This window comes from Ruegeria sp. BHSA162 (assembly GCF_059613385.1).
The window spans coordinates 33591-50446 of sequence record NZ_JBXWSK010000018.1; the positions used below are offsets into that span (position 1 = coordinate 33591).

General features: G+C 61.0%; 19 protein-coding genes and 1 tRNA gene. 7 read left to right on the forward strand and 13 right to left on the reverse strand.

The window, feature by feature from the left end; translation table 11 throughout:
* Positions 1 to 33: 33 nt before the first annotated feature.
* From AC2FM5_RS07795 to AC2FM5_RS07840, 10 genes are all read right to left on the reverse strand, one after another.
* Complete coding sequence (locus tag AC2FM5_RS07795; protein ID WP_170359183.1) at positions 34 to 1239, reverse strand: CpaE/TadZ family protein; 1206 nt, start codon at positions 1237 to 1239, stop codon at positions 34 to 36.
* Positions 1240 to 1250: 11 nt separating this feature from the next.
* The gene (locus AC2FM5_RS07800) at positions 1251 to 1889 is read right to left on the reverse strand and encodes a TadE/TadG family type IV pilus assembly protein (protein ID WP_496734875.1); all 639 of its coding nucleotides are present in this window, start codon (positions 1887 to 1889) and stop codon (positions 1251 to 1253) included.
* Positions 1886 to 2377, reverse strand: a complete 492-nt coding sequence (locus tag AC2FM5_RS07805) for a TadE/TadG family type IV pilus assembly protein (protein WP_170338526.1) — start codon at positions 2375 to 2377, stop codon at positions 1886 to 1888. Before AC2FM5_RS07805 ends, AC2FM5_RS07800 begins: the two co-directional genes overlap by 4 nt.
* A complete protein-coding gene (locus AC2FM5_RS07810; protein WP_496734876.1) occupies positions 2374 to 3855 on the reverse strand; it encodes a pilus assembly protein TadG-related protein in 1482 nt (493 codons plus the stop codon). The genes AC2FM5_RS07805 and AC2FM5_RS07810 overlap by 4 nt, the downstream gene beginning before the upstream one ends.
* Before the next feature lie 19 nt (positions 3856 to 3874).
* A complete protein-coding gene (gene cpaB, locus AC2FM5_RS07815) occupies positions 3875 to 4681 on the reverse strand; it encodes a Flp pilus assembly protein CpaB (RefSeq protein WP_254428886.1) in 807 nt (268 codons plus the stop codon).
* A gap of 180 nt (positions 4682 to 4861) precedes the next feature.
* Positions 4862 to 5044, reverse strand: coding sequence for a Flp family type IVb pilin (locus tag AC2FM5_RS07820; RefSeq protein WP_093962121.1), 183 nt, complete (start codon positions 5042 to 5044; stop codon positions 4862 to 4864).
* A 236-nt stretch (positions 5045 to 5280) separates the two neighbouring features.
* Positions 5281 to 5354: transfer RNA gene (locus AC2FM5_RS07825), tRNA-Gly, on the reverse strand.
* A 109-nt stretch (positions 5355 to 5463) separates the two neighbouring features.
* Positions 5464 to 6528, reverse strand: a complete 1065-nt coding sequence (locus AC2FM5_RS07830; protein WP_170439179.1) for a methyltetrahydrofolate cobalamin methyltransferase — start codon at positions 6526 to 6528, stop codon at positions 5464 to 5466.
* 9 nt (positions 6529 to 6537) lie between these two features.
* Positions 6538 to 7464 (reverse strand): methylenetetrahydrofolate reductase, encoded by a 927-nt coding sequence (locus AC2FM5_RS07835; protein WP_496734891.1) that lies wholly within the window; start codon positions 7462 to 7464, stop codon positions 6538 to 6540.
* A 26-nt stretch (positions 7465 to 7490) separates the two neighbouring features.
* Positions 7491 to 7787: a virulence factor gene (locus tag AC2FM5_RS07840; protein ID WP_490360414.1), complete on the reverse strand. Its 297-nt coding sequence runs from the start codon at positions 7785 to 7787 to the stop codon at positions 7491 to 7493.
* 237 nt (positions 7788 to 8024) lie between these two features.
* Between AC2FM5_RS07840 and AC2FM5_RS07845 the strand changes: the two genes are divergently transcribed.
* The 3 genes from AC2FM5_RS07845 to AC2FM5_RS07855 are packed head-to-tail and all read left to right on the forward strand — an operon-like array spanning position 8025 to position 10258.
* A complete protein-coding gene (locus tag AC2FM5_RS07845; RefSeq protein WP_496734879.1) occupies positions 8025 to 9137 on the forward strand; it encodes a Ppx/GppA phosphatase family protein in 1113 nt (370 codons plus the stop codon).
* Positions 9138 to 9153: 16 nt separating this feature from the next.
* On the forward strand, positions 9154 to 9489 hold the full coding sequence (locus AC2FM5_RS07850; RefSeq protein ID WP_496734881.1) for a hypothetical protein: 336 nt from the start codon (positions 9154 to 9156) through the stop codon (positions 9487 to 9489).
* Positions 9490 to 9541: 52 nt separating this feature from the next.
* Complete coding sequence (locus AC2FM5_RS07855; RefSeq protein ID WP_170339056.1) at positions 9542 to 10258, forward strand: RlmE family RNA methyltransferase; 717 nt, start codon at positions 9542 to 9544, stop codon at positions 10256 to 10258.
* On the opposite strand, the gene AC2FM5_RS07860 is transcribed toward AC2FM5_RS07855, so the two are convergent.
* From AC2FM5_RS07860 to AC2FM5_RS07870, 3 genes are all read right to left on the reverse strand, one after another.
* Entirely contained in the window at positions 10259 to 10465 is a 207-nt protein-coding gene (locus AC2FM5_RS07860) for a hypothetical protein (RefSeq protein WP_093962135.1), read from the reverse strand.
* A gap of 97 nt (positions 10466 to 10562) precedes the next feature.
* The gene (locus tag AC2FM5_RS07865) at positions 10563 to 12485 is read right to left on the reverse strand and encodes a multiheme c-type cytochrome (protein WP_496734884.1); all 1923 of its coding nucleotides are present in this window, start codon (positions 12483 to 12485) and stop codon (positions 10563 to 10565) included.
* Positions 12482 to 13348: a YihY/virulence factor BrkB family protein gene (locus AC2FM5_RS07870; RefSeq protein WP_170339051.1), complete on the reverse strand. Its 867-nt coding sequence runs from the start codon at positions 13346 to 13348 to the stop codon at positions 12482 to 12484. The genes AC2FM5_RS07865 and AC2FM5_RS07870 overlap by 4 nt, the downstream gene beginning before the upstream one ends.
* A 171-nt stretch (positions 13349 to 13519) precedes the next feature.
* On the opposite strand from AC2FM5_RS07870, the gene AC2FM5_RS07875 reads away from it, so the two are divergent.
* From AC2FM5_RS07875 to AC2FM5_RS07890, 4 genes are all read left to right on the forward strand, one after another.
* Positions 13520 to 14596 (forward strand): AI-2E family transporter, encoded by a 1077-nt coding sequence (locus AC2FM5_RS07875; protein WP_170359158.1) that lies wholly within the window; start codon positions 13520 to 13522, stop codon positions 14594 to 14596.
* 141 nt (positions 14597 to 14737) lie between these two features.
* The gene (locus AC2FM5_RS07880; protein ID WP_496734887.1) at positions 14738 to 15715 is read left to right on the forward strand and encodes an AAA family ATPase; all 978 of its coding nucleotides are present in this window, start codon (positions 14738 to 14740) and stop codon (positions 15713 to 15715) included.
* 20 nt (positions 15716 to 15735) lie between these two features.
* The gene (locus AC2FM5_RS07885) at positions 15736 to 16683 is read left to right on the forward strand and encodes a DUF58 domain-containing protein (protein WP_496734889.1); all 948 of its coding nucleotides are present in this window, start codon (positions 15736 to 15738) and stop codon (positions 16681 to 16683) included.
* Positions 16684 to 16724: 41 nt separating this feature from the next.
* A partial coding sequence (locus AC2FM5_RS07890) for a DUF4381 family protein (protein WP_496734893.1) occupies positions 16725 to 16856 on the forward strand: 132 nt, incomplete at its 3' end.

Below are 16856 nucleotides of genomic sequence, written 5' to 3' on the forward strand. Positions count from 1 at the left end.
TGCAAATATTTAACTATTCCGAAACACTCTGCCTCAGTGCTGGCCGACCCGAGGCGGCAATGACAGGCATGTCTCGTGTGCCAGCTTTCGGATTGCGCGTGTCATCGGTGCGCGGGATGAAACATCTTCCAACGGCACGCCCCGATCGACCGACTCGCGTACTGTGCGCTCGTCGCGCGGCACCCAAAATGCAAAGTCCTTTTCAAGGAGTTTTGCCGCCGCTCTGTGGTGCGCCGCCGGAATGATGGGTTTCTTTTCAAGGTTGGCGACCAGTTGAATTTCCAGTGCTGGATTTTCCGCTTGGTAGAAATCCATCAGCTTGCGGGCCGAGCGAACGGACGGAACGGCAACGTCCGTCACCAAATATAGGCGGTCCGCTTGCGTCAGGACGGGCGTAATCCATTCCACCAGCGCCCGCGGCAAATCTACCACGACGTAGTCATGGGTACGTTTGAGGGAATCCAGAATGGCCGAAATTTGCTCTTCCTTGATTGCAGTCAACGGACCATAGCGCGACGGAGCCGCCAGGATATCGACCCCGCAGGGCGACTTGACCATCGCCTGTTCCAAAAAGGCACTGTCGGGAATGCTGCCTTCCATGGCCATGCGCCACATCGCGTCGCTTTCGGCGACATCCATCAAGGCAGCAATCGAGCCGAACTGAAAGTCCAGATCCACCAGCGCAACCGAGTTCGACGCCGTCTTTTTCAGGAAGCCGGCCTTGGATTGAAGCTCGTTCGCCATATTGGCCGCAACCAAGGACGATCCAACGCCACCACGAGATTTGCCAACCGCGATCAACTTGCCAAGTGTGGCTTGTCCACCCCAAACGGCGGGAAGCTGCGCCTGCCGTCGGGCACGGATCGCATCCACCTGCGGAATGATCTCCTCATGGATTGCATTGCGCGGCAGCACGTCATCAACTCCAAGCTTTTTGAGCTGTCGGGCCTTCTCAAGCGGCAGATCTTCAGACGCCAGGGCGATAATGATCGCATTGGGCATGCGCGCATCACAAATCTGCTTTGCGGTCTGCAACAGCTCTGGCGAACTGTCATCCACATCGAACAGAACAACGTCATGACGCGCTGACAAGGCAACGGCCGTCCCGTTGACCCGCGCGACAGTGTCCTTGCGGCCCGTAAAGCGGCAATTGCTCAGCCCCTCCAACGAGGTTTCGATTGCCGCGAAAATCTCTTCGTCCGGGGAAATCAACAGCACTGAAATCTGCTTGGCACTCATGACTCTTCTCCTTACTCAACGGCACCGATGGCAAGATCCTCGGCCGGGACGGATGTGCTCATCGTTGGGATTGAAATGGTGTTGGGGCTGCTGGCGGATATGGCAGGGTTGCCAGCAGCAAGGGCGACCAGCGGCCCAATTGGCAGCGCGAAATCGTAGTCCAGGTTTACCAGTTCGGCTGTAACCACCGGTGTATAGGGTCCACCAAGAAAACCAAGACGAGGATCGTGCGAATAGGTAATTTGCACATTTGCCGCGGTGGCTCCGGGCGGCAGCAGCATTTCGATCTCGTCCCAGATCCGGCTGCCATAGGCAGTTGATGCGTCAAGCTGACACGGCGCCGGCAGGTTCGGATTGGCGCAGATGCTGCCGCTGCGGCACAGCGCTCCGAACTTGGTTGTTGCGGGGGCGCCACCGGCCAGCGTGTGCGTGTTTGGCATCGCGCCACACAGGGGCGGCCCGACCGTGGCAAGCCGAGAGGCTTTTTGCATCGCTTTCTGCGCCATCGTCGTGGACCAGTAGAGCCGTCCGTACTCGAGAATTCCAAACACGAGCACCAGGAACAACGGAACGACCATGCCAAGCTCGACCAGGGCCGATCCGTTTTCACGTCGCCAAAAAGCGCGCAGCATATGCAGGTTACCCGTCATACCCCAAACACCCGGCTCTGGTCCGAAATCTCGGTGTCGAGAGGCCCCAGCGCCGCCCCAAAAAGGCTGAAAACGTTTCCAAAAAGGTACTCGATCCGGATCTGAGCCGTGACCTCGACCACCGAAGTCGGATTGATCCGGTACACGCCAGCCCGCGAGATACAGCGCGGCGTGACGTCGATGACGGTTGTGCCATGCGGCATGATCGACGAACCGCCCAACTGGTTCTGGACGATGTCCGTGGCCAGAGCGTCATAGCTGCCGACTCCGCCCGCTGCGCACAAGTCCAACGGTGCGATCCGCGCGATCATACGCGAGGCATCACGCACCCCGGCCGACGTTGCCTGATGAATCCAGGTGATACGCCCACCTTCGATGATCACGGCAAAGAACAGCAGGATCAGCGGCAGTACGATCCCGAACTCGACCATCGGGGCGCCGGCCTCGCACGACCGCAACCGTCGGATATGCCGAACGAGCCGAGTCATCGATACAACCTCACGACATCGCGAAAGATTCCATCATCGCTGCTGCCGCCGACTCCACCGCCGACCTGCTCGACCACCTCGACATAGATGTCAAAATCAGTTCCCGAGGATTCTTCGAGCGGCTGGATCAGGAAAACCTTTACAAACTCCTGCACCGGAACGTTCTCCGCGCGTCCCGCGACCGGATTGGCACCGCAGTTTATGGCGGCTGCGATAAATGTGCGGCGGTCAGGGTCGTCCAGCGTTGTGCTCGCGCATTGCGGGCGGCCGGACTCGCTGCGCCCAAACAGCACATCACCCGTACCAGCCCTGGTGATCTCGTCGAGATACATTTCGTATCGCGTGTTACCCGTCGGGTTACCCAGCGGGTGCGGCGTCAGATCATTGGCCGGACCGTCGCCATAGTTCATGTCCAAATAAGCCGCTTTGCCGGAGGTCCAGACACCGTTTCCAAAACGGCCGCCATGCGCGCAGGTGCCGGCGGCGAAGCAATCGTCGGGCGGAAACGGCATCGAGTCGGTCGAAACCTCGGGATTGTTCTTCAGACAGCTTCCGCCAGAGTTTTCCCAGCCCGCGATGACCTGCGGTCCGGGCGCATAGTCTTCATCATTCTTGAGGTTGCTCATCGTCGAGTGGAAAATATCGAACCGAGAATTGTAGATTGCGCTGCCAATGCCATTGCGCTGACCGGGCTCGGTATCAACACCGCGCTGAGACACGCATTGCGTCAGGTTTCCATGCGCCGCGATCAGGCAGATATAGAGTTTGGATCCGGTCTGCCCCGCGCAAGGACCGTTGGGGTTTATGCCGATGTCCGTCGGGTCGAGGAAACCAAAATTCCCCGGCCCCCAAGCGGCACCGTTACCTCCAGTGCGCAACTTGATGGTTGACCCTTTGTTCGCATTCGCTGTCCAGCCGGAAGGGATGCAGAACATCAACGGCGTCACATCACAGGCATATTGGGTGTAACCCGCAATCGCGACGGCCTCGACATCCTCATCCGGGCGAGTCACGCCCAACAAGTCAGCGAGCGCCCGACCGAACGGAAGGAAAACGGTTCTAGGGGTCGCGGTCACCTCAACCAGAACGGCAAGAGCGGGATCGGTCGTAACAAACCCATCGACTGGATCATTGTCATCCGGATCGGCGGCAGGATCGGGCAGTCCCGACAGAAACCGCAGCGAATAATCTGCGGCCGTCCCCAGATCTTGGCTGCCCTCGGCAAAGAACTGGGAGTCTTCGATCATTCCGGCTGCTGCAGCCGTGGCGCGTGTGATCGCGTCACTGCCGCCATCCAGTTCTCCGGCGGCGGCCAGAGCCACGTGATCGGTATAAGCCTGCAGGTCGGTCTGCGTAGAAGCCAGTCGCCCAAGATCAAAGGTCAACGCCGCCATGCCAACGATCACGGTCATGCAAATTCCGACGAAAACCAGAATGGTCCCCTGTTCGTCGTCCTTTATGTTGCGCAACGTGGGCATGAACAGACCTCGCGAGCGATCAGTTGGACACGGTTGCATTCGAGGGGTTGCCGGCAACAGGAACTTCCTGGACGTCCGTGGTACCCCGACGCACCTTCACGATCGGCTTGGGCGCGCCCTCTGCAACCGGCGACTTTTCAAGCAGAATGTCGCTGAGGCGGATAGCCTCCAACGGCTTGTCTTCCTGGATTTGCAGGGACCGCAGTGACAGGCTGAGTTGCCCGGCCTTCTGAGCCAATGCCAACCGCTGTCCCTGGTCCGGCGTGACTTCGACAGTCACCGTTCGGGCAATCCCGGGCTGGTCGACATCTTCATCAGCCGTCTGATCAACCCCAATGACACGAATGTTTTGCAGGATCGTCACCGCCCGCAGCGACTCGTTCTTGCCCTGCGTCAGCACGATATCAACAAAGTCACCTGGTGTGACGAACCCGCCAACACCGGTCTGCGCATCCACATTGATGGCCATTGCACGATTGTTCTCGCCCAAGGTCTGAACGATGGTGACCTTCTCACCGAAGTCAGAAACCTTTGACGCCAACAGGATTTCACCCTGCGCCAACGCGCGCTTGGCGCGTCGCGGGTCGACACCTGCTGTGGGCAGAACATCTTCGAAACTTGTAAATACACCTGCCGGCACGGAATCCGCCGGCCAGTCGATGGCGGTCAGCTTGTGACCTTCAATCGGAGATCCGAACGGGATCTCTTCTGCTGCTGCGACCACGCGAACGATCGTCGGATCAGCGGCGGCCTGGCTCCGTCTCAGCTGCTCCTGCGCGATCATCACGGCGCCACCCGCCAGACCCACGCCAAGAATAGTTATCATCAAGGATTTCAATCGCATAGGTCCCTCCAAATAGCCGGGCCGGTCATTCTGAAAACGTGGGGCCAGTCCTCGGCCGAAACTGCTTCACGCGGGGCGCAGTATGCCGAGACTGGTCTGGTTCTGGCTTCCCGCCGTCCTCGCGGCGGAAAACCAGTTGCTTTTCAGGCCAAAACAGCAGGATTACGGCCGTGTTGCAGCCGTGTTGGCGTCATTGAAGTTGGTGTTGGTTGTGCCGCCCAGACCGGTCAGCAGGGTCCCGCCAACAGCGATCGCGATGAACAGTGCGATACCGTATTCGACAAGAGTGGCGCCACGCTCGTCACGGCGCAGACGAATAAATAGACTACGAATTGCCTTTGACATGATTTGAACTCCAGTTTGTACTCATTAATGTGCGAATTTCGCACAGGAACGAGGGTTCCCCCGTCAGTTCAAATCGTATCGAGCCCGTATCTGGCAAACCTCCCCACAAACGAAAAGGATTTCCCGTTTAACGCGAGAATTCGTTCATTTTGGCTTTTTTGTGGCAGGATTTTTGCGCGAAATAGTCCGAGTCCAGCTCAGCTTTTGAGCTTCAAGCGGGCAAATATCAAAGTGCTTGGAGCGGGTAGCGGGAATCGAACCCGCGCGTTCAGCTTGGGAAGCTGACAGGCTACCATTACATCATACCCGCCGCTCGGTGCTGAATATCACCCGTCCTTTGCAGAGTTCAAGATGCTTCGATCAGCGCGGCAAACAAAAAGGCCGGGCAGATTGCCCGGCCCGTTGACAAAGCAGCCTGCTCAGGCCCGGCGACGTCGAGCACCGCCCCGGCGGCCACGTGCGCTCTCGCCTTCGGCGCCTGCAGCATCGGCAGGTTTGTTGAACTTGATCCACTCGCCGCCATGCGGGTCGTTGTTGGTCAGCAGGTTGGCGGCCCGAATGGCCTCCATCTCCTTGCCGGCGCGCGGCTTGGTCGAGCCCAGCCCGAACATCTGAACGAAGGTTTCGTCGTCCATTCCCTCGGGCAGGATGATGCCCGCCGCCGCAACCTCGGCCTTTTTCTCGGCGATCTTCTTCTGCGTCACCGGCAACGCCACCGGGTTCATGATGGCCGAGGTCATGCCCGCGCCCATCGCCATCGGCAGGAAGGCGTTGTTGATGCCGTGACGGTTCGGCAGACCGAACGAGATGTTCGACGCACCGCAGGTGGTGTTCACGCCCAGCTCCTCGCGAAGGCGGCGTACCAGGGCAAAGACCTGCTGGCCGGCGGTAGCCATCGCGCCAATCGGCATCACCAGCGGGTCCACAACGATGTCGTGGGCCGGAATGCCATAGTCGGCGGCGCGCTGAACGATCTTCTTGGCAACCTCAAAGCGCACGTCGGGGTCTTCGGAAATGCCCGTATCGTCGTTCGAAATCGCTACGACCGGCACGTTGTATTTCTTGACCAGCGGCAGCACCAGTTCCAGGCGGTCCTCCTCGCCAGTGACCGAGTTCAGCAGCGGGCGGCCTTCGGCAGCCTCCAGCCCGGCCTCCAACGCACCCGGAACCGAGCTGTCGATGCACAGCGGCACGTCGACCAGACCCTGCACCAGCTCGACGATCTGTCGCATCAGCGGCGGTTCGGTCTCGTTCGGGTTGGGGTTCGAGTTGTAGACCACACCCGCGTTGATATCGAGCACGGTCGCCCCGGCGGCGACCTGTGCCAGCGCGTCCTGCTCGACGGTCGAGAAATCGCCCGCTTCCAGCTCGGCGGCCAGCTTCTTGCGGCCGGTCGGATTGATCCGCTCGCCGATCACGCAGAACGGCTGATCGAAGCCGATGATCGCGGTTTTGGTCTTTGATTCTACGACTGTACGGGTCATGTCCGGTCCTTAGGAGTTTGCAGGCTTCGCCGAGGCGCCGCCGTTTTCGATGGCCCAATTGGCATTGGTTTTGATGCCGCCAAGCGGGAAGAAGTGCACGTTGGTGATGTTGAAGTCGGGGTTGGCCGCCTTGTGCTGGGCCAATTCGGTAATCACGTCGGTCGGCTCGTAGGGCAGCAGCAGCTTGGACACGTCCATGGCGCGCTTCTGCAGCACCTTCAGTGATGGGCCCACACCGCAGGCGATCGCGAATTTGATCAGGGTCTGCAGCTTGGCCGGACCGGCGATGCCGATATGGATCGGCAGGTCGATCCCCGCCGCCTTCAGGCCGTCGGCCCATGCGATGATCGGCTTGGCGTCAAAGGCAAACTGGGTGGCCAGCGCCATTTCGGCGTCGGTGGTTTCGCTGAATTTCTGCTTCCAGCGCAACGCCTCGTCCACGTTTTTGGTCGAACCGTCCGGGTCGATGTCCTTGTTGCCCTCGGGGTGGCCTGCGACGTGCAGGCGCTTGAAGCCCGCCTTGTCGAACAGCCCCGTTTCCAGCAACTGCATCGAGCTGTCGAAGTCGCCATGCGGCTTGTCCACGCCGCCTGCCAGCAGCAACGCCTGCTCGACACCCGCCTCGCCCTGATACATGGCGATCCAGTTCTCCAACGTCGCCGCGTCCTTTATGATGCGGGCCGGGAAATGCGGCATGACAGGATAGCCCTCGGCCGCAATCCGCTTGGCGGTCTTGACCATGTCCTCGATGGGTGTGCCCTCGATATGGGCGATGTAGACGCGCGTGCCTTCGGGCAGCAGATCGCGAAAATCTTCGACCTTCTCGGCGGTGCGCGGCATCACCTCGATCGAATACCCTTTCAGAAAGGCTTCGACGGCAGGGTTCACCGGGACCTTTTCGGCCGCATCACGTTTCTTGAAGTTCAGCAAAGCCATCGCGGCCTCCCATAAAGTTCTGGGGCTCATGCCCAACCGTCATTTCCGATCAGGGCCTTGAGGCGATCCTGATCGTATTCCGTTTCCAGGCGCAGCGCCTGGGCCTCGGCGATCTCGGCCGGGTCGCCCTCAACCTCGAACGGCTCGGCCTTGCGCCACTCGGCCAGGTAGGCGTCGCTGTCCTTGGCGTTCACCTTCATGGCGGCGCGGTCGATGGCCTGTTCGAACCGTTCCGACAATTGCCGCTTGGCCCCGCGCCGGCCCTTGCCGACGATGACCTGAGCGGGAATGTCGCGCCAGTATACGATGGTGACGTCAGGCATTGATCGTGATTCCTCCTAACCAGATGGTCCGGTTCTAAACGGCAATGTGGGGCCGGGTCGGTCGGATTTCGACACCCGGCGCTTTTACAGCGACGTTTTGCAGTTCGGGATACAGGCCCTGCACCGGTTTCTCCAGTCTCGGGGTCCATCAAAATCCTCATGACTTTAATGAGCGTCTTGCACGACGCGCGCCCGCGACCTAAGGTCGGGGTAACTCGAAAATCGGAGGGCGTGACGATGGCGCCCAAGCGTCCCAAAGGTGCGGGCGCGTTCCCGAAGATGGTCGAAAGCCCCGCGCCGGCAAGACCCGATCCAGATGCCCTGTATGCCGCGCTGGATTTGGGGACTAACAGTTGTCGCATGCTGATCGCCCAGCCCAAGGGCAGCGGCTTTCATGTGGTCGACAGCTTCTCGAAGTCCGTGCAGCTTGGTGCCGGGCTTGAAAGGACCGGACGGCTGTCGCGGTCCTCGATGGCGCGCACCATCCAAGCCCTTCGGATTTGCCAGCAAAAGCTGAAACGGAACAAGGTCAAGCGTATGCGGCTTGTGGCGACCGAAGCCTGCCGTCGCGCCCGGAACGCGCGCGACTTCATCCGGCAGGTGAAACGCGAAACCGGCCTGACCTTGGAGATCATCCAACCCGAGGAAGAGGCGCGCCTGGCCGTGATTTCATGCGCGCCGCTGGTCAGCACCAAGACCGAGCAGCTGCTGGTGGTCGATATCGGCGGCGGCTCGACCGAGCTGGTCTGGATCGACCTGTCCTCGGTGCCGCGGCGAGACCGGCCATCGGCGATCATGCGGTTGCACAACGGGTTCCACACGGTCGACAGTCCCTTTCCGGCGGCCAAGGTGGTGGATTGGATCAGCGTTCCACTGGGCGTCGCCACACTGCGCGATCAGTTCCACGATGTCGAAGACGATGCTGCCCGCTTTGCCCTGATGAGTTGGTTTTTTGAAGAAAACTTGGCCGATTTTGCGCCCTATAAGGACGAACAGGCCCGCGAGGGGTTTCAGATCGTTGGCACCAGTGGCACCGTCACAACCGTCGCTGCCTCTCATCTGGGCCTGAAGCGCTATGACCGAACCAAGGTGGACGGCCTGCGCATGACCAGCGATCAGATCGACAAGGTCATTCGCGGCTATCTGGAGCTTGGCCCTCAAGGCCGCCGTCGCGATCCGCGCATTGGCGAGGACCGGCAGGCCCTGATCATGTCCGGATCTGCCATCTTGCAGGCGCTGTTGCGCTGCTGGCCGACCGACCGCCTATCGGTGGCGGACCGCGGGCTGCGCGAGGGTTTGCTTTATGCACAGATGAGCGCCGATGGCGTCCTGGAAGACGGGCCGTTTTGAGAAAGCTCTGCGCTGCATGCCGCTTGCGACCATAGCGATCGCCTACCGGGTTTCGACGGCTGCAACCACGATCTGTGCGCTTGAGGCTGCTGGGTTCAAGGTATTCAGCCCGAGTTTTCACTTCGCCAACACCGTTCCGCACTATGCTTTGGCGATTGGCGGCATTGGGATCGCCGTGCCAGCGGTCGACTCGGCAGAGGCGCTAGAACTGCTGCACAGTTTTTCGGCGTCACCGCCGACATCTGGCACCCTCGGCGGGAAGCTCTTGAACGGTCTGGGATGGGCGGCATTTGGTGTTTCTACGCCCTGGCCCGATCTGCTATTGATGGAGCGGTCGATATCATCGGCTTGATGCCACATGAACAAGCGGGTAAAGGCCTCGCAGTCTTCAGGAGACCTTTTTTATGGCCAAGAAACCCAGCGGCAAAAACACCTCGGGACGCGGGCAGCGTGACTTGAAGGTCAAGGTCAAGACCGCGCGCGGACGCAAGCTCAGTTCGACCCGCTGGCTCGAGCGGCAGCTGAATGATCCGTATGTTAAGCGAGCGCAGGCCGAGGGGTATCGGGGGCGCGCGGCCTACAAGATTCTGGAGTTGGACGACAAGTTCCGCTTTCTGGTTCCGGGCGCACGCGTGGTCGACCTTGGCTGCGCGCCCGGTGGCTGGTGCCAGGTCGCGGTCAAACGCGTGAATGCGCTGGGCGAGAAATCGGGCAAACGGATCGGGACGGTTCTGGGCGTCGACCTGCAAGAGGTCGAGCCCGTGGCGGGTGCCGAAACCCACGTTCTGGACTTCATGGAAGACGATGCCGACGAGAAGGTAAAACAGTGGCTTGGCGGCAAGGCCGACGTTGTCATGTCGGACATGGCCGCCGCGTCCTCCGGGCACAAGCAGACCGACCACCTGCGGATCATGGCGCTGTGCGAAACCGCCGCCTACTTCGCCTTTGACGTGCTGGAGGTCGGAGGAACCTTTGTCGCAAAAGTTCTGGCAGGTGGCGCCGAAGGCGATCTGCAGAAACTGCTGAAGCAGAAGTTCGAGAAAGTGGCAAATGTCAAACCGCCAGCTTCACGGTCGGACAGTTCGGAAAAATTCGTGGTGGCAACCGGTTTTCGGGGCTGATCAGTCGTCGTCCAGGGCGATTTTGTCGGCCACAATCCGCTGCGGCCGCAACGACGCCGCCGCCATTCCCTGCAGCAGCAACGCCTCGCCATGGTTGAGATACGTGGCCGGCTTGTTGCGCAACTCGTCGATCCGCTGATCCAGCGAGACCCGGCGCGTTGCCACAGGTTGGTCGAGCTTTGTCGACGGGCGTTTCAAATACAACATGGATAACCACATCCTGAACTGGTCAATGACTTGACCATGGATGTTGGCCGGCAAATGGGACTGCAAAATGGCGCAACTGCGTCGCTTCGATGCCGGTTTACCGGCCCAGTTGCCGCGCAAGATCCTGAAGCGCTGGGCTGTCGGGCAGAGTCCGAAGACCCTCATCCAACACCTGACGGGCTGCATCCGTGCCGCGGTTGATTTGGGCCAGCTGGATCAGCATTGGCCAAGCATCCTCGCGCTGGGGATCCATGGATACCACCTGACGAAAGGCCTGTTCGGCGGCGACAGGGTTTCTCAGCGTCAGCGCCATCCCCCCAAGGACCAGGTGGGTTTCCGGGAAATCCAGACGGTTGGACAACGAGCGCTGCCAATCCGCCATGTTCTCACGCGCGTTGTTGCGCTGCAGGGGCGTCAAAGCCGCGGCGGGAATGGGCAGGAACTCCTTGGCAGCGGCAAGGCGTACACTTCGCACTGGGTCGGACAACAGCGGCGACAACCGGGCCACCCTGTCGTCCAGGCCTGCCGCCCGCTGCAACACCGCCGCGTTGGCGCGAACCAATGGGTCTTCGTCCGTCAGCATCGCTGCTGTTTGCTCGGCCATTTCGGGGGTCGCGAAGGGTTGCAGCAGATAGGCGGCCGTCGCCCGCACGATGCCGGGTTGCGCACCGTCCTGAGCAACAGCCAGCAACGCGGCCGGGTCCTCGACCTCTCCGGCAAATGCGGGGGCGAATGCCGTGCCGAAATGGGGCGTACGATGATCCGAGTCCGGGAACCAGTCATTGATGGCGGCGGCGGCCCATGGCTGATCCTGATCCGTGTGGCAATCAGTGCAGGCATCCTCTGCCAAGCCCAGATCGGGGCGCGGCACACGGAAACTGTGATCGCGCCGGCCATCGACGCCCATATAGAGGCGTTCGATCATGTGGCAGCTTTTGCACTGCGCCCCCTCGCCTCCCTCCGGGTGGTGATGGTGTGAGGGATCGTCGTATTGCGCTTTTTGCAGTGACGGAAAATCGGGATCGCCAGCCGGGGAATGGCACTGCGTACAGACCGCATTGCCCTCGGCCTTCAGAGTTGCGCTGTGCGCCTCATGGCAATTCAGGCAGCCGACGCCTTGCGCATACATTTTGGACTGCAAAAAAGATCCATAGACATAGACCTCGTCCAGTATCTGGCCGTCGGAGTGGTAGAGACCCGGACGCAGAAGCGCCAGATTGTAGGCATCGTGGAATGGCGTGCCGGGCAGCGGGTTTCCGTCCTCCAGCGCTTCGCGGCGGGAATGACAGCCGGCGCATTGCTGAATCTCGATCTCGGTGTCGCCCGTACCCCAGATGGCAGGAAACCCAAACTCGTTCAGCCCGGCAGGCGCGGGCTGACCTTTTGTCCAATCCAGATGAGCCGAGCCGGGGCCATGGCAAGCCTCACAGCCCACGCCGATCTCAACCTGCTCGGAAGCAAAGGACTGGGTCTGCGGCTGAAAGTTCTTTTCGAACCCTGTCGCGTGACACTCCGCGCAGCGGCCGTTCCAATTCTTGTATGGGCCGGTCCAGTGCAACCCATCGTCTGGCGGCAAGTCCTGATCCGGATACAGGTGGTACCAGCGCCCGGCCTGCGTGTCCCAGACCACATCAAAGCTCTGCAATCGGCCGGGCTCGGTTTCAAACAGATATTGCTGCAACGGCTCGATCCCAGCGACGGAATGAACCCTGTATTGCTGGCTTTGGCCGTCCTTCTCGGTCACGTCGGCAAGATAGTCCGACCCCTCCCGCCGAAACGTGACGGTCATGCCGTCATGAGAAAAGGTCGTATCACCGAAATTGGCCACAACGGTGTCTGGCGCGGGCTCTGTCCAAGCCAGGGCGTGGTGGGATCCTGCCCAGGCTTGCACCTGTTCGTCATGACAATCGCGACAAGCGTCCGAGCCGACATAGTCCTGCGCCCAAGCCCAACCGCCGTTTTGCAAAAGGGCGCATCCGGAAAACGCGATGATCCGGGCGATGCGGTGCCAATTTCTCATGAAGCTCCGACCTCGCCCTGATTGTCGATGTCCATCAGCGCGCCGTTGAACTCTGCGCCGAAAATTAGGATGGCAGCGCACAGATACATGAAAATCAACGCGGCCATGGCCCCCGCCAGGCCAGCATAGGTGGCGCTGTAGGTCGCGAATTGCGCGATATAGACCGAGAACCCCCACCCTCCGGCCGCCCACAACAGAAGGGTCAGCGCCACTCCGGGCAGGATTTGCATGATGCGGTGACGCTTGGTCGGCAGGATCAGATGGGCCAGTAAGACCGTTCCCGCCGGCACCGCCACCGTGAAGGTCCACCGCAAACGGTCAACCGACAGCCACTCGCCCACGTCCACGGCCGTATTCTCGGACACCAGACGTGTATAGACCGGCAGCACCAGTTCAACCGCCGCGATCAGCAGGATCGCGGCTCCGCCCAAAATGACTAACCCGAGGCAAAGCAGGCGCGTCTTCCAGAATGGCCAGCTGTCATTGTCATGATAGGCCTGATTCATGGCGGCACGTACGGCCGCCACTCCGTTCGAGGCAAAGTAGACGGCCAGTAGACCGCCCAGCGTGATCACACCCGAACCCGACCCGTCCAGAACCGCGCGCAGTTCGGCCACGATGGGTTGGGCCACGTCTTGTGGCCACGCACCGAATATCAACTCGATCAGTTCGTCCGTCACATATCCCTGCGACAACGACCCGGCCAAAGCGACGGTGAAAAGAACAAACGGAAACAGCGCCAGCATCAGCGACATCGCCACATGGCTGCTCATGACGAAACCGTTTTTGTCGCCAAAGCGTTGGACCGCCAGCCACAGCGCCCGGCCAAACCGGCCAAAAACGGGAATCGAAAGACGTGTCATTGGGAAACTCTAGCCTGCAATCCGCGTTGGAAGAACCGGCCAATGTGCCAATTGCACGAGATTCTACCGAATAACTGTCTGGCCCGATTGCATAAAGCCCGCTGCCTGTGCAGGATTGCCCCACAAAACTCCAATCGCTGCCGGCATGCACCGGTATAGCCGAGGCCCCGCATGACGCCATCAGAGCCCCCCACCCGCACACCGCTGAGGTTGAGTGTCGTTCGCGACGTCACCATCGTGCTGACGCTTGTGGTTCTGGGGCTTTACGCAGGCGCCAGCTTTCTGGTTCCGCTGACCATGGCCTTGCTGATCAACGTTCTGATCATCGCACTCAGCGATCGGGTGATCGCACTGACCCGCGCTCCGGTCTGGCTTGCCAACCTGGCCGCAGTCACAGTGGTTCTGGCGGGCCTGTTCATGATCACCTACATCCTCGGCAGTCAGGCCACGCAGTTCGCGCGAACCGCGGGCACCTATGAAAGCCAGTTCGACGGCGTGATCAACCGCGTCACCGGTCTGGTCGGGAATGATGTCACCGCTTTTGTCAGGGACAACCTGATCAGCATCGACATGACCTCGGTCGCGCGGATTTTGCTGGGCAGCGCCACCTCGATGCTAAACCAGTTCTTCCTGATCAGCCTCTATGTGGCCTTCCTGATGGCCGAGCGGCTGGCCTTCCGCAAAAAGCTGCGGATTGCAGCGGGCAACCCCGTCACCGGAGCCGAGCTTTCTTCGGTTCTGGATGCGATTACCTTCAGCTTGCAGCGCTACGTCGGGGTCAAAACCTTCATCAGCCTCGTTACCGCTGGAATCAGCTATTCGGTTTTTCGCGTGTTGGGTCTGGAATACGCGGAAACCTGGGCCGTTCTGACGTTTGCCCTGAACTTCATCCCATCAATCGGGTCGATCATCGCGGTGATCTTTCCCGCGATGATCGCCCTTGTTCAGTTCGAGACGATCGGCCCGTTCCTGATCATCGTCTTCGGGTGCGGCACGATCCAGTTCCTGATCGGCAACTTCCTTGACCCGGCCCTGCTGGGCCGTTCGCTGAACATGTCGACATTTCTGGTCATCCTCGCACTGACCTTCTGGACCACGGTCTGGGGCCTGATCGGCGCGTTTCTCAGCGTTCCGTTGACCGTGTGCATTCTGATCATCTTCAGTCACATTCCGGCCCTGCGCCCGATCGCCGTCCTGATGTCGCTGGATGGACGTTTGGCCGACGACGTCAAGTCGGCACGGCCCTGATCAGGGTTGAACACCCTGAAATCGGGGGTGGATCGGTCACGAGTGCGCTGCTAACTTTCAAATATTGCAATGGATTGACCGAAAAGATCCAGCGGGTCCGGCGCAAACGCATGATTGACCGTTTCTGATGATTGGACCGCCATGACACCGCTTGACCAAATCAACGATCTCAAAGCCCGGATGGCCCAATCGATCATTGGACAGACTCAGGTCATCGACCGCCTTCTGATCGGGCTGCTGGCCAACGGGAACCTGCTGATCGAAGGTTTGCCGGGCCTGGCCAAAACCCGTGCCGTCAAGGCGATGGCGCGCAATCTTGATGCCGAGTTCAGCCGCATCCAGTTCACGCCCGACCTGCTGCCGTCCGACGTGACTGGGACCGAGGTCTATACCCAGACCGAAGCGGGCGGCACCTTTCGGTTCGAGCCCGGCCCGATCTTCGCCAACATCGTCCTGGCGGACGAGATCAACCGCGCGCCGGCCAAGGTTCAGGCTGCGCTACTTGAGGCGATGGAGGAGCGGCAGGTCACCGTATCCGGCACCACCCATAAGATGGAGCCGCTGTTCATCGTGATGGCCACTCAGAACCCCATCGAGCAGGAAGGGACCTATCCGCTGCCCGAGGCACAGATGGACCGGTTCCTGATGCATGTGCAGATCACTTACCCCCCGGTCGAGGACGAGGTGCTGGTGATCCGTCTGGTCCGCGGCGAGGATACCGCCGCCAATTCCGGGACCACCGCCGAGAAACCCTCACCGATCCCGCAGGATGCCGTTTTTGCAGCCCGGCAGGAGATCGGGCAGATCCATGTCTCGGATGCTATGGATCGGTACATGGCCGATCTGGTTCAGGCTACCCGGACGCCGTCCGCGCTTAGCGATGAGCTCGCCCCGTGGATCGAGATCGGCGCCAGCCCGCGGGCGTCGCTGGCGCTGGACAAATGCGGCCGGGCCCATGCCTGGATGAATGGGCGCGATTATGTCGACCCGGCCGACATCCGTGCCATTGCCCATGACGTGTTCCGCCACCGCATCACGTTGAGTTTCGAAGCGCAGGGGGACGCCAAGACCGCCGATGACGTGATCGACGAGATCCTGAAGCTCGTCGCCCTGCCCTGATCGCAACAAAGGAGAGCCGCGTGTCCCCGACCGCAGCGACATCCCGCGACCCACGCATCCACGTCGATGCCCGCCACCTGCTGAGCCTCGGCGGGCGCAGCGGCGCGCTCAGCCTTCTGCCCCGACAGCCTGCCCGTTCCGTGCTGAACGGCCGCCATGCCTCGCGCCTGCGCGGGCGCGGCCTGAATTTCGAGGAACTGCGCACCTATCTGCCCGGCGACGACATCCGCACGATCGACTGGAAAGTGACGGCCCGAACCGGCGAGCCGCATGTGCGCGTCTATACCGAAGAGCGCGACCGCCCGGCGCTGCTGCTGGTGGATCAGCGGGTCTCGATGTTCTTCGGCACACAAGTCTACATGAAATCGGTGGTAGCGGCCGAGGCTGCGGCCATCGCCGCCCATCGGGTTCTGGCGCAGGGCGACCGCGTCGGCGGTATCGTGTTCGGCGATACCGACCTGGCCGAACATCGGCCACAGCGCCGCCCGGCGGCCTTGCGGCGGTTTCTGTCCTCGCTCGGCGCGCTCAATTGCAACCTGCATGCCGGGCTCCGCCCACAAGCCACGGTCTCGCTGAACCAGGTGCTGCAACAGGCTGCGCGCATCGCACATACCAATGCCTTGGTCTGCGTGTTCTCGGACTTTGACGGCCTGACCGACGGGTCCGAACGGCTGCTGCGCCGCCTGGCCCATTCCAATGACCTGATCCTGTTCGACATCTCCGACCCGATCTCGCGCCACATGCCGCCCGAGCTTCGCCTGACGGTCTCGGACGGCGACCAGCAGATCGAACTGGACGCGTCAGACCGCCAGATGTCGGACCGCGTGACACAGGCGATGGAGCAACGGCTGGTGCAGCTGCAATCCTGGTCGCGCCGATACGGGTTTCCCGTCATCCCGCTGACCACCGCCGAGCCCGCTCTGGCCCAGATCCTGAGACTGTTCGGCCACCAACGGGGGCGGTCATGACCCCGGACACCGAAGGCAAATCGCTGGTCGAGCTGCTGGACATGCTGAAACCCGCGCCCGAGCCGGCTCCGATTTCCATGGTACCGCAGACCTGGGGTTGGGTTGTTCTGGCAGTGGCACTGTTGCTCGTGGTTGGTCTGATCCTCGTGGCGATCCTGCGGCACCGGCAGTCA